Source organism: Kriegella aquimaris, assembly GCF_900103215.1.
In the GTDB taxonomy this organism is placed as follows: domain Bacteria; phylum Bacteroidota; class Bacteroidia; order Flavobacteriales; family Flavobacteriaceae; genus Kriegella; species Kriegella aquimaris.
On the sequence record NZ_FNGV01000004.1, the window covers coordinates 19,239 to 33,427 of the forward strand.

Sequence of the window (14,189 nt, forward strand, 5' to 3'; positions counted from 1 at the left end):
TATTCTTCATTCGCAATCGATGAAGAACTGGTTGAACATACCGAAAAGAGGTCGATATCAACTTAAATATCGCGGAGTAGAGTGCCTTAATTGCGGGCATCCATTGAAACTTAACGATAAATTCTGTCCTAACTGTTCTCAGGCCAACAGTACGAAGAAACTTAGTTTAAATGATTTTTTCAGTGAATTTTTTGCAAATTACTTATCCTATGATTCCAGGTTCTTGCGCACGCTATCGACCTTGCTCATTCGCCCAGGTCAGATTACTAAAGATTATATTAACGGTAAAAGGGTTTCGTACACTAACCCGTTCCGATTTTTGTTAAGTCTGTCCATCATATATTTTTTGATGATCAATTATGGCGGTAACTACAACAGTTTTGACAAGTATGGCGCTGAGACCAAAAAAGATGTGTTGACCCGTTTGGACCTATTGGAACCGAACAGTCAGGATAACAGCTTTTCAGCATTAGATTCGATTACCCAGAGTACCGGTGTAAAACAGCTCATAGATAAAATCAAGAAACAAGATTCCATAATTATGTTGGATCCGGAGGCTCATTTCCGCTCCCTGAGCAGTACTGCCTTTTTGCCACGGATAGCCGAAAAGCAAGATTTTTTCGAAACGTTAATAATTAATGACACCATCTATGACCTCGCCCAGGCCTCTCGAAAATATGATATACCGGATAATTTAGAAAATACGATTTCCTTTAATTTCGCCAAAGGCATCACAAAATTTCGGCAACAACCCGGTAGCTTCATTAGTAATTTAATTTCAAGGTTGCCATTCGCCACATTTTTCTTTCTTCCAGTCTTCGCTCTCTTCATTTGGCTTGCCTATGCCAGAAAAAAATACAATTATACCGATCATTTGATCTTTGGCTTTCACAATATGTCATTGTTGTTTATCTTGCTCATTATTAGTCATTTTACCGAAAAGATTTTCAGTGTAAACAGCAATTGGATTTTTCTAACTATTTTTTCCGTGTATCTGTTTTATGCTATGAAAAAATTTTACGGTGAAGGGATTTCTAAAACCATTGTTAAATATCTTTTTTTGAATGCTATTTTTTTTATATTGGCTGCGTTTTCGATATTAGTGCTTGTAGCCGGAAATATCATAACATATTAGACCCCATCAATATGATTACACAAGTAACCAAGGGCATAAAGATTTCAGTTCACACGAATTTTGAAGGCACGTTCTTCAAAAATTACAAAATGCATTTTGCGTTTGGCTATACTATTACCATAGAAAATCAAAGCAAAGACTCTGTTCAATTGACTTCGCGCCATTGGCAAATCTATGATTCATTGAACGATCTTGAAATTTTGGATGGTGAGGGTGTAATCGGAAGAAAGCCGGTCATCAAGCCAGGCGATTCGCACACCTACAATTCGGGTTGTCTTTTAGCCTCGCCTATCGGGGCTATGAAAGGACATTACAACATGGTAAATTTCAGTTCTACAGAAAAATTCAGGGTCTACATTCCTACCTTTAAATTTCATGCGCCCTTCGCACTGAATTGATTGTTTTTTAACCCTTTATTAGTTTTTAATCGATTTCCCTTTTTATACCTTTGAGGCCATTTCTCAACTCTAAAACAATTGATATGGGCAAAGGTTTTTTTCAAGTACCGACAGCAATAAACGAGCCGATCAAAAGCTATGCTCCCGGGAGCAGTGAGCGTGATGAAGTACTCGAACAGTATAAGGAGTACTATAACGGGAATATCGAAGTTCCACTTTATATCGGAGCGTTAGAAATCAAGACTAGCCATACCAGGCCCATGTCTCCCCCACACGACCATAAACATGTAGTAGGGCATTACCACCTTGCCGAACAAACGCATGTTGAAAAAGCCATAGAAAACAGCTTGGCTTCAAGAGCTGTATGGGCGGATCTCAGTTGGGAGCAACGTGCAGCCATTTTTCTTAAAGCCGCCGAATTGATCGCAGGCCCTTATCGGGCAAAAATCAATGCGGCGACCATGATCGCCCAATCAAAAAACATACACCAAGCAGAAATAGATGCCGCATGTGAACTCATTGACTTTCTTAGATTTAATGTAGAATACATGTCTCAAATCTATGAAGAGCAACCAGATTCGGCCGAAGGTATTTGGAATCGGGTAGAATATCGCCCTTTAGAAGGATTTGTGTACGCCATAACTCCCTTCAATTTTACTGCCATTGCCGGGAACCTTCCTGCAAGTGCGGCCATGATGGGCAATGTCGTGGTATGGAAACCCAGTGATAGCCAAATTTTTTCTGCCAAGGTCATTGTAGATGTTTTTAAGGAAGCAGGGCTTCCCGATGGGGTAATAAACGTAGTGTATGGTGACCCGGTAATGATTACCAAGACTGTTTTGGACAGTCCTGATTTTGCGGGCATTCATTTTACGGGATCTACCCATGTATTTAAAGAACTTTGGAAACAAATCGGAAATAACATTCATAACTACAAGACCTATCCTCGAATCGTAGGGGAAACTGGGGGCAAAGATTTTATTATTGCCCACCCTACTGCAAAACCACGACAGGTAGCTACGGCCATCACACGTGGTTCTTTTGAATTTCAAGGACAAAAGTGTAGTGCGGCCTCAAGAGTATACCTGCCAAAATCTACGGCTGACGAAATTTTGGACTTGGTAAAAAAGGATGTAGCCTCTTTCAACAAACCGGGTTCCCCTGAAGATATGTCGAATTTTATCACGGCCGTCATTCATGAAGGGTCTTTTGATAAGCTGGCCAAATATATCGACCAAGCCAAAAAGGATGAAAATGCCGAAGTTATAGCCGGCGGAGGGTATGACAAATCGGTAGGGTACTTTATTGAGCCAACGGTTATTTTGACCACCGATCCACACTACACGACCATGGAGACCGAATTATTCGGCCCAGTAGTGACGATTTATGTATATGATGACCAAGACTGGTCGAAAACCTTGACCTTGGTCGACAGCACTTCGGAATACGCCCTTACCGGGGCGGTGCTTTCACAAGACCGCTATGCCATAGACGAAGCGACCAAAGCACTTCAGAACTGTGCCGGAAACTTTTATATTAATGACAAGCCCACGGGAGCCGTAGTCGGGCAACAGCCTTTTGGCGGTGCTCGCGCCTCGGGCACCAATGACAAAGCAGGTTCTGCCCAGAACTTGTTACGCTGGGTATCACCAAGATTGATAAAGGAAACCTTTGTGACACCTGAAAATTATCGGTATCCGTTTTTAGGATAATGTAAAGAGTAACTAAGGGGCAACTGTGATTCAGTTGCCTCTATAGCTTTAAATCCTTCATAAAATAGGTTTTTCCAACAATCCAATATCTAACGAAATGGATACTTGGGATTGGAATGCATAATCGATTGCCTACCACCTCTCAAACGTATTTAAAAAAAGTAATACCCTACTTCACAATATTACGATTTACATACTCAAATATCTGATATACAATTATTTATAACAAGAAGGCTATTTTTGCACTTTTTCATTGTGTTTTTAGAAGGAAAACAAACCTTTGGAGCTCAATCAAAAAAAACACCGTTCTAAACCCTTGATAATGAAGTGGATTTATATTATCTTAATACACCCTTTTTGGGTAACCCTATTCATTTTCTACAAACCTAATTCTAGACACCATGAAATATTTAGTCGCATTCTTTACGTTTATTTCAGTTTTTTCACTCTGGTCTCAAGACAATTCAGTTCAAGCTACCCTACAGGGTACACTAGCCTATAATCAAGGCCAAGTGGCTTCATTGGCAGAAGCTTTTTCTGAGGACCAATACAATTGGAGACCTGCAGAAGGCATACGCTCCGTTGGGGAATCAATTTTACATATTGCCTTCGGCAACTATTATCTAGCCTCGAAAATGGGCTATGCACCCCCATCTGATGTCGATATGGCGAACCTTCAAAAAATCGAGGGGAAAGAAAATATTTTAGCGGCCCTTAAAAAGTCGAACGAATTTGTACTTGAAAAAATAATGTTGGTCGAAAACGACAAATTTAATGAAGAAATTGATTTTGGATTTGCCAAAATGAGCACCCTGGCCGGTCTTTTGTCTATTTTGGAACACAATGGCGAACATAAGGGGCAGCTCATAGCCTATGCACGATCTGTCGGTGTTACGCCCCCTTGGAGCAAATAATTACGGTAAAACAACCACGCCAAGAACTGCAAAGAAGAGCATTTACAGTTATCAAGCTTCGAAAATCTTTGTACTATTGAATAGTCAATATTGCCCATAACCATAAATGGTTATGGGCTTTTTTATGCAACCCTTTAAAAAAACATCTTCAAGCTACTGCCCACTCGAAAGAGTTAAGACCTCCAGCGCATCGTTGTTCTTAGCAAACACTATGCTTTTGACCCCGTTAATGTTTACAGGCCTAATATATTTGACATCACCTTGCACCATAACACCACTTTCGCCAGCTGTCATGGCATGAAAACCACCACGCCCATCGCCTGTCATAAGTAAGCCGTATGACGCATCGTTTCTAGGGGTTTCCACTTCTGAAGCATATAAATTTCCTGCCAACAGCAAATCTTTATAACCATCACCATCAAAGTCATCGACCAGAATATCGTTTACAGAAGAGAATTGTGCCCGATTATCCAACACATGCTTTTTAAAACCTTCATTGCTGTTCTCAAAAAAGGTAGTTGCAAAGGTATAAGCGCTTTGATGCACAGATTTTTTCAACTGATTCTCATCAAAAATATCACCGATTTCCGCCTTTCCAAAAGCATCGTAGGTCGGGAATTTTTCTTTTATAAAGGGCATTTGTTGCGAAGAACACTGACGTCCACGAACAGGAACCAGTTTTGTTTCATCGTAGTAACCCAAAACAATATCATTGCTTCCCGTATCATCAAAATCATCGGCATATACCTCAAAAGGAGCTTCTGCCGAAGCGCGATATTTATAATTGAGGCCTAAATTTCCGGCCACGATATCTATATCGCCATCTTGATCAAAATCATCGGCCGCCAAACTATACCACCAACCATTGGTATTTTTCAATCCGTAATCTTCCGTTTTCTCGATGAAATCTCTACCCCCTTCACTCTCAAAAATACGTATGGGCATCCATTCTCCTGTAACTACCAAATCTAAATAGTCGTCCTTATTCAAATCAACCCAAAGGGCATCGGTAACCATTCCAAGGTTTTTCCAATCATCGAATACCCCACCTGTTACAACGTCGAAAACAATTTTACCATTTTTACTGTTATTGCGTAGCAAATAACTTTGAGCAGGTGCAGGGTATTTTCCTGGTACTTGTCTACCACCTATGAATAAATCGATATCGCCATCATTATCATAATCGGCCGATTTAACACAAGAGCCGCTTATTGCAATATTGGGCAATGTTTCAGAAGTGTAACTAAACTCGCCCTTTCCATCATTCACATAAAGCCTATCGTTTAAGTTAGGAGAACCTTGATTATATTCATTGCCGCCACTCACCACATAAAGGTCTAAATCACCATCACCATCAGCATCAAAAAATTCGGCAGCAACATCTTCATAACCAATAGTGCCCTGCATAAGATCATCATTCGAAGGTGCAAAGCCACCGCTACTGTTTTGCACATATAGTAAACCTGAACTCTCCAAGGCACCGCCAATGTACATATCTTCCAATCCGTCACCATTTACATCACCAATAGCCATGGCCGGACCTTCATTTGACATTTTATGAGGCAGAAGGCTTTCTCTTTGAAAATCGTCAAACGCATTCTCTTTATGGACATAATCAATACCGGCGACCCTATTTTTTTTGAACAAGCGGGTCTTTGAGGGTTCGTTCTGCTTTGATTTATTAATTTCAGATTTATCGTACTCTAGCGTCAACAATTGATCTACAGACACATCAGTTAGTATCTGATGTTTATCATCTGGCCATATTACCTCAACGGTTGCTGTCTTGGCCGCACCGACACCAAAGTGTAGTTCACGGCTCATTGCCGACATAAACCCCCTGGTAAAGTAATGTTCTTGAATCTGACGACTATCGTCAGTTGTAACAATTACACGGGTACCTACGCCATCACGATTATTTTTAGGCCCATTGAATTGTAAGGAAAGATAATGACCTAACCCCAGTTCCCTAGAATTGTTCTTCAAAATGAAAGCTGGATCATCGGTATTATTAACGATAATTTCAAGGTCTCCATCATTATCCAAATCGGCATACACCGCACCATTCGAACTGGTTTCTTCGCCATCGCCCCAAACCTCGTTCATTTTTGCAAAATTCAAATTACCTTGATTTCTAAAGAAAAAGTTCTCTTTTTTTCGAGTTGGCATCTTGTTCAAAAGGTCACCAATGTACTTTTCGGCATCGAACTTTTTATTTTGGCGTATCGAATCTTGTTTCTTATTGACGTAGTTTACAAAGTCATTATTTCTAAAATCTCTTTTAATACCGTTGGAGACGAAAAGGTCTTTCAGACCGTCATTATCCATATCAAAAAATAATGGGGCCCAACTCCAATCTGTCTTTGAAACCCCGGATAGCTGTGCGATATCTGAAAATATGGGTACATTATTTTCATTTAGATAACCCGAGTTCAATTGTAAGGTGTTGTACATATATTGATGATGCAATCCCAAAGCTACCGTTTCATGAAAACGTTGGGGATTCATGCCGCTCATACTTGTTTTAATATCGTAATTGCTTTCCCCCATCATATCAACGGTCATCATATCAAGCCAACCATCATTATTGATATCGGCCATATCATTGCCCATTGCAAAAAAAGAAATGTGCTTGGTCGCTTCCAAGATTCTATCGGAGAAAGTCCCATTCTTATTATTTATATAAAAAAAGTCTTTTCCCGTAAAGTCGTTGGCTACATACATATCAGGCCAACCATCATTATTTACATCGCCCACGGCTATCCCTAACCCATAGCCCAAGCGGTTCTGCACAATACCGGCTTCTTTACTAACGTCGGTAAATCGATTATTGTCGTTTCTTAGGAGTCTGTCGTTCGAAATACCGCCATCCATCGTTATAAGTTCAGCTAGACTCTTATCGGAAGGGTAGCTTGATGGATTATGATTCAATAGAAACATATCGAGATCACCATCTTTGTCATAATCAAAAAACGTGGCCTGCGTAGAGCAATCGGCTAGATCCAAACCATATTTTGCACTTTGTTCGGAAAATGTAGGTATACGACTTTCGTTCTCCGCCCCCATATTCACATACAGTTTATTCTTTCTTTTTTCAGGATCTTTATACTTTCCTGAATTGGAAATATAAATATCCATCCATCCATCATTATTGATATCGACCACGGTAATTCCACCCGAGAACTTTTGATGGAGCAAGATTCCAGTCAAATTCGAGGCGTCTATAAACTGGAGGTTTCCTTTATTAAGAAATAATTTATGCTGCTTTAAAGCGGATACAAAAAAGATATCTTTCAATCCGTCATTATTAAAATCAACAACTGCAAGTCCACTGCCATTATAAAAATATTCATATTGAATACCATTGAATGCCACGTTCTCATCTAGCATGTTGGAAAAATCTATACCCGTTTCCGAATTTTCGAGTTTCGTAAAGAGTGCTTCACCTTCAGGATCGAGACCTGATAGTTTATATTCCTTTTGACACCCAATCAATGTTAGTAATAGAAAAGTAAATAAAAAGTAAACTTTTTTCATTTGGCACATATTAAAACTGCAATAATTGCTTTTACAATTGATCATAAAAATACAATAGCTACAAGGGTATTTCCAATTTATTTATCAAATCATTAGTAACGAGACTACATCTATTTAAACTACTCAAAAGGCTTTTACTGCCGAGCAAGCAATTAGGGCATCAGCATTCGTAGCGCAAGGAACCACTAAAAGAAAAATGACCCAATGCTAAAAACACTGGGCCATAATTCAATATAAATACAATTACACTTTATTCGTAACCGGGGTTTTGAATCAAGGCGGTATCTGCATTCAGTTCTGCAACTCGAATTGGTACGTAATACGTTTTATCCAACCATAAGCGGTTCTCAAACCCAGGGTCCACCTCAAATGGCACATAGGTATAATCATAGCTTGCCGGATCGTATTTATAGGTCGTCACATTGGCACCGGGTTTTAGGGATCCATTTATCTTAATGCCCCTTGCCTTGGCACCAAACTTCTCAGGAGCAATCATCCACCTTCTGACATCATGATAACGATGTTCTTCGTAGACCAACTCTATACGACGTTCGTTTCGGTATACCTCCACTAGTTCATCACCAGAAGCGGTTACCGCCGGCAACCCAATTCTGAATCTAATTTGATTGAGCCAGTTTATAGCTCCTGCTTCGTCTCCTGTTTCCAAAAGGGTCTCCACATAATTAAGTACCAGTCCGGTTTCCCTAAAGAAAGGCCAAGGAATCGTCTGAAAACCAGTCTGATCCACAAAGCCCGGGTCTGGCTCGACGAATTTTTTCATGTAATACCCTGTTCTGGTTCCATTCCAATCCTCAACGGGACTCTGACGCGTGTCTAAACCGAAATGAGTCTCAACCCCACTAGCGCCTATAATATCATATTCCCCAGTTTGGATTTGATTGGCAGGATCACGATCTGTTACATCTGAAGGGCGTGGCTTCCAATCGGCACCATCATAAAGAATTGTAGCGTAAAAACGTGGCTCCCTGTTCTCATATGGAGCGGCTGCATGTGCCGGATTGTCCCAGTCAAACTCTGAACCATCGCTCATGGCGTAATCGTCTATCAAATTCTGTATAGGAGCGTTTCCTGCCCAGTTATGATAACCATTGGGGCCATTGAATAACCCTATTCGACGACCTGGCCCGGTATTCTCAACATATTGACGTTCCCAAATGATATCGCTTTCACCACCGTTACGTGCTAAAAATATGTCTGCGTAATTCTGTTCGGCCTCCTCAAATGAAACCGGAGCCGTTAATCCCATCTTGTATCCAGCATTGGAATAATCCAACGCAGCCTTTACAGCATCACGGGCCTGTACCCATCGTTGTTGCTGATCACCCGATGTATAGGCAATCAATTCTGGATTGGAATAGCCTGCTATTAGCGAAGAATTGGCAGATGCTGTCGGGAAATCGTGTAAGTCACTTGCCGCATAGAGTAAAACCCTCGCCTTTAAGGCCAGAGCGGCGGCGCCATTAGCACGGCCACCATCCATTTCACGGCCATCAAGCAATTGAAACGCTTTTTCACAATCGGCTACAATAAAATCAACACATTCCGCGTACGTGTTCCGTGGTATACTATAATCCGAATCCAAATCTAAAGGTTCGGCAATTATCGGTATACCTCCATAAAAGCGAAGTAGTTGCTGGTAGTAATATGCCCTTAAATAATGGGATTCACCCAATAATCTATTTGTCAATTCCGCATCTTCAACACCTCCTTCGGCCAAGTTGGTAATCGCCAAATTGGCATCTCGAATATAGCCATACATATTATTCCAGTCCCACGTATTGTTGACCCATCCCGTATCGGCCGAATTGGTCCGAGATTCGTTAATGGTATTGATACCTCGATTGGTATGTGTAAATACGGCCTCGTCGGTCAACGATGCCAACATTTGTTCATCTAGCCCCCCTGCACCAAGACCATTATATATACCTGTAACTGCCGCCTCTGCCAGTCCGGCATCGGACCAAACACTCGATCCGGATACTTCACTCAACGGGGTAATGTTCGTAAAATCATCGTTACAACTGATTATAGCGATAAGCGGCAAAACCACTCCCCATTTATTAATTAAATTTCTAATATTCATAATATTTTTTTTTTTAAAATGAAACGGAAAATCCTACACTTAAAATCTTGGATACCGGATAGTCCCTACCACTACCGCTCAAGCCCTCAGGGTCGAACAGTGCATCGGTCCAAGTAAACAGGTTTGATCCGGTGAGGTAGAATCTTAGGTTACTAAGACCGACCTGGCCAATAATTTCTTGAGGTATGTTATAACCCAGCTCAAGATTCTTTAGGCGCATATAATCGGTATCGTTCCTCCAATAGGTGTTACCATTACTGAAATATTGGTCTCCCCTATTGGTAATCCTTGGGTGAACGCTGCTCGGATTGTCAACCGACCATCGATTGTTATAATCCCTTTCCAAATAGTTACCAATGGTTCCCGCTTCACCAAAGCTAAAGAATACTTCACCTCCCCAGGCTCCTTGAAACAACATACTCAAATCAAAATTCTTATAACTGGCCGATAGGTTGATGCCTCCTTGCAAAGTCGGATAGATATTCTTATCGTTTCTAAAGCGATCATCAGGTGTTATCTTACCATCGCTATTATAGTCTAAAATTTTCATATCACCTGGTCGTAAAGTGTTGACCAAGGCCGAATAATCCAAGCTTTCAGCATCAATATCCGCCTGTGTGGCAAAAACACCGTCATAGCCGTATATCAACTGAGCACCAATAGAACGACCGGTAACTCGTTGCCATTCGGGAGATCCTTCCGCCTCATCGTTAAAGAGGATTTTGTTTTTAGCGTAACCTGCATTCACCGTAATCCCATAGCTGAATTCTTCTCCAATGTAATCGTTCCAACCCAAAATAAAGTCAAAACCTTTGTTCTCGACTTCTCCAAAATTCTGACGTGGAGGAGATATACCTGAAAGTGATGGCAAGGATGCCGATGGTGTTGTAAGGATATCCGTTCTTTTATTTAAGAACCAATCAAATTCAAGATTCATCTTGTTTTTAATAAAACGGGCATCTAAACCTACATTGATGTTGGTGGCAATTTCCCAAGTAATACCCGGATTGGGAACCCTTGATTCGCTCAAGGTCGTTACTAGCCCATTATTGACTACATAATTACCAAAGCCATAAGTTGCCAAAAATTGGTTGGCAGGAAACTCAGAATCATCAAAAGCGTCATTACCCAACTGCCCCCAAGAACCCCTTAATTTAAGGTGGTTTAAAAAGGAATCATTATTCATTTCGCTGAACCAATTTTCCTTGGTAATTACCCAACCCGCGGAGAATCCGGGGAAAAAGCCATAGCGTGTTTCCTCTGGAAAAAGATAGGAACCATCATAGCGCCAAAGAAATTCCAATAAGTATTTTTCTTGAAAGTCATAGGAGACCCGTCCAAAATAATTTAATCTTGATGCGCGATCGCTACCGCCGCCTACATCTTGTTCTTCGGCACCACCTGCGAAGAGATCATCGATGGCTGGAGAAATAAAATACCTGCGATAGGCATTAAAACCCTCATAGGTTTTTGTTTCTTTGCTCGTACCCGCCATAAGCAACATATTATGGTCTCCAAATGATTTTTGGTATTGGAGGTTCGCCCCTAAAAGAATGCTCAAACGGTTTTGCGAATATTGTGAAAGGTTGGGTTCCGCAGGACCTCTTTGTACTGGGGTAAGCCCAGATTCATCACGATTTTCACCATCCCAAGTATACAAAAACCATGGAGTGGACCATACCTTGCCATTATTAAAGCTTTTGTCGATTGCGGCAGTGGTCTGCAAGGTTAATCCTTCTACCCATGGAATTTTGATATCCAAACTTGCATTTGATTGAAAATAATCCTGTGTATTGCGATTGTATCCGGTATCGCTAGTCGCAATTACAACCGGCTGCTGACCATTCTCAATATCAGGCCCTGGTAGACCATTGGGCCAATAGGCAGGCTCTGTAGGTCTACCCCTGGTCAACATTCTAAAAATAGCACCTACCGACTGTGTAGGATAGTTACGTTTTTCTTGTCTTCCCAAGACTCCCATTTTGAATTGGATGCCTTCGCTAATTTTTGCGTCTAGGTTTACACGAAGATCATACTGCTCATAACCCGTAGCCGAATTTTTGTAATAGGCATCTTGTTTAAGGTAGCCCAAGGAGCTGAAATAATTAAAATTTTCACTACCCCCCGTAAGCTGCATCGTATGCTTTTCTTGCGAAGAACCCCTCTTAAAAGTTTCCCCGAACCAGTCTGTATCGGGATGCCCCCATGGATCTTGGCCATTTTTAAAGAGAGCGATGTCATCTGGAGTGTAGATGGCGTTCCTTTCTGAGCCATCAGGCCTAACATAAGTTGCAGTAGGAGTTTTAAAAGCCGCAGTAGCTGCGCCCCATTCACTGGGGTCTAAATTATAAACCTCAAGTTCATTCCGTAATTCGGCATATTGCGCGGCGTTGGCCATATTTGGAATTACAGTAGGCGCCGCCCAACCTTGCTGTGATGAATAGGTGATTTTAGGTTTTCCTGTTTTTCCTCGTTTGGTAGTAACTAAAATTACCCCATTTGCCGCTCTAGCACCGTAAATCGCTGCTGAGGCATCTTTAAGAACAGAGATGCTTTCAATATCGGCGGGATTAATACGACCTAGTCCACCATCACGATCGGGAATACCGTCTACCACGATCAATGCACCCGTATTGTTATACGTATTCGTTCCCCTGATTCGAATAGTGGCATTATCATTACCGGGCTCCGCACTTGCCTGTGAGACAAATAGACCGGCCACCCTACCTGAAAGGGAGTTTGTAACGTTCACTGTAGGTGATTTGGTAAGTTCTTCACCCTTTACGGATGCCACTGCACCCGATACGGTCGCTCTTTTTTGCGTTCCATACCCAACGACTATCACCTCATCTAAACTGGCGACATCTTCGTCCATCGCCGCATCGATCGTACTTTGGTTATTTACAGCAATTACAATGGCCTTGAAACCAATGTAGCTGAATCTTAGGCTTGTCGACCCATTATCCAAAGAGATGGTATAGTTACCATCAAAATCGGTAACTACCCCTTTTGTAGGGTCGTTAACATCTACAATTGAGACACCTGGTAAGGGCGCCCCATCCGATATGGCCGTAACAGTACCTGACACCGTTACATCTTGTGCTTGTACCGTCGGCATTAAAAATACGCTGAAAATGAAAAGTACCGATAAAGTCAGATAGTTGACGATATGGTACTTTCTCTTGACCACAAATTTGTTTTTCATACTTTTTGAGTTGAGAAATTAGTTATTCAATAATTTCCAAAATTATGATTTTTTTAAGAAGAGCAAACTTATAAAGCCAGTATTTACGCAACATTTCGTTAAAATATTGGCAATCTTGGCGTTAGTAGCCCATTTAATTCACAAAAATTGATAGATCTGGTTAACAAAAAGGCGTACATTAACTTAAACCCGAAGTAAAAACATACCTGCTTACCCATTTGACATTATTTTTCTTGGAATTTTAGATGAAGTTGTAGCGAAAAAAGTTCGATCAGTCGAAATTTCAACTATTTAGATATACTTTTTTCGATTATTTGCGTTGCATTATAGCGCACCACACAATATCAATGTAAATTTAACGTTAACTAATTGTAAAATTTTCGTAACTTTACTATCCCAATATTTAAATTGTGTCAAAAAATGGAAGAAAAAAAGAAAAATAGGATTTCAAAAATGGAAAAATTGTCGCTACTTGACCGTGTTAAGAATTATGCCAAAAATTGCAGGTATTCCTTTAACCGAATGCTAAGTACCTAAGCACGAATTAACCTTTATATTTAAGGGGCAGATACACTACTCGTTTTGTTTCAAAAAACGCTTCTTCAAAGTAGTGTTTCAATTCAAAAATTTCTGCTGTCGCGTATTCTTGCAACTCCTCGGTAAGGTCACCGCCTTTTAGGTAAAGAATTCCATTACGACGCTCATGTTCTGACTTCTTTTTTATGCGTCCTTTGGTCCACCGAACGAAAGTCGGCATGGCTGCCACGGCCCTGCTCACGATAAAATCATGTTGACTATCAAGGTCTTCTACACGTGAATGAATAGCTTTTAGGTTTGTAAGCTCTAAACCATCGACTACTTCTTGAACTACCTTTATTTTTTTACCAATGGCATCTACCAAGGTAAAATCACTTTCAGGAAATAAGATAGCTAAAGGTATACCCGGAAAGCCACCACCTGTACCGACATCTAAAATCGAACTTCCCGGTTTGAACTGTTGAATTTTAGCGATTCCCAATGAATGGAGTACGTGCCGCAAATACAATTCATCAATATCTTTTCGCGACACCACATTTATTTTTTGGTTCCAGTCTTGATATAGTTTTTCTAGCAGTAAAAATCGATTTTGTTGCGTTTCTGATAAATTGGGAAAATATTTAAATATAATTTCGGGAACCATGACT

8 protein-coding genes are annotated in these 14,189 nt (G+C 40.7%); 4 read left to right on the plus strand and 4 right to left on the minus strand.

All coding sequences use genetic code 11. The annotated features are described in order from the left end of the window. Positions 1 to 19 precede the first annotated feature (19 nt). The 4 genes from BLS33_RS10230 to BLS33_RS10245 all read left to right on the plus strand — a co-directional run bounded on the left by BLS33_RS10230 (position 20) and on the right by BLS33_RS10245 (position 4,159). Positions 20 to 1,135, plus strand: coding sequence for a DUF3667 domain-containing protein (locus BLS33_RS10230; RefSeq protein ID WP_089888257.1), 1,116 nt, complete (start codon positions 20 to 22; stop codon positions 1,133 to 1,135). An 11-nt stretch (positions 1,136 to 1,146) separates the two neighbouring features. Continuing rightward, positions 1,147 to 1,533, plus strand: a complete 387-nt coding sequence (apaG, locus tag BLS33_RS10235; protein WP_089888260.1) for a Co2+/Mg2+ efflux protein ApaG — start codon at positions 1,147 to 1,149, stop codon at positions 1,531 to 1,533. Between the two features lie 83 nt (positions 1,534 to 1,616). Further along, positions 1,617 to 3,245: an L-glutamate gamma-semialdehyde dehydrogenase gene (pruA, locus tag BLS33_RS10240; protein WP_089888262.1), complete on the plus strand. Its 1,629-nt coding sequence runs from the start codon at positions 1,617 to 1,619 to the stop codon at positions 3,243 to 3,245. Between the two features lie 401 nt (positions 3,246 to 3,646). After that, positions 3,647 to 4,159 (plus strand): DinB family protein, encoded by a 513-nt coding sequence (locus tag BLS33_RS10245; protein ID WP_089888264.1) that lies wholly within the window; start codon positions 3,647 to 3,649, stop codon positions 4,157 to 4,159. 153 nt (positions 4,160 to 4,312) lie between these two features. Here BLS33_RS10245 and BLS33_RS10250 read toward each other — a convergent pair whose 3' ends face one another. From BLS33_RS10250 to rsmG, 4 genes are all read right to left on the minus strand, one after another. Beyond that, the gene (locus tag BLS33_RS10250) at positions 4,313 to 7,696 is read right to left on the minus strand and encodes a VCBS repeat-containing protein (protein WP_176801369.1); all 3,384 of its coding nucleotides are present in this window, start codon (positions 7,694 to 7,696) and stop codon (positions 4,313 to 4,315) included. 250 nt (positions 7,697 to 7,946) lie between these two features. Beyond that, complete coding sequence (locus tag BLS33_RS10255) at positions 7,947 to 9,800, minus strand: RagB/SusD family nutrient uptake outer membrane protein (RefSeq protein ID WP_089888269.1); 1,854 nt, start codon at positions 9,798 to 9,800, stop codon at positions 7,947 to 7,949. A gap of 13 nt (positions 9,801 to 9,813) precedes the next feature. Then, positions 9,814 to 13,005, minus strand: a complete 3,192-nt coding sequence (locus BLS33_RS10260) for a SusC/RagA family TonB-linked outer membrane protein (protein WP_089888271.1) — start codon at positions 13,003 to 13,005, stop codon at positions 9,814 to 9,816. A gap of 544 nt (positions 13,006 to 13,549) precedes the next feature. Beyond that, positions 13,550 to 14,185 (minus strand): 16S rRNA (guanine(527)-N(7))-methyltransferase RsmG, encoded by a 636-nt coding sequence (gene rsmG / locus BLS33_RS10265; protein ID WP_089888273.1) that lies wholly within the window; start codon positions 14,183 to 14,185, stop codon positions 13,550 to 13,552. Between the last annotated feature and the right edge of the window lie 4 nt (positions 14,186 to 14,189).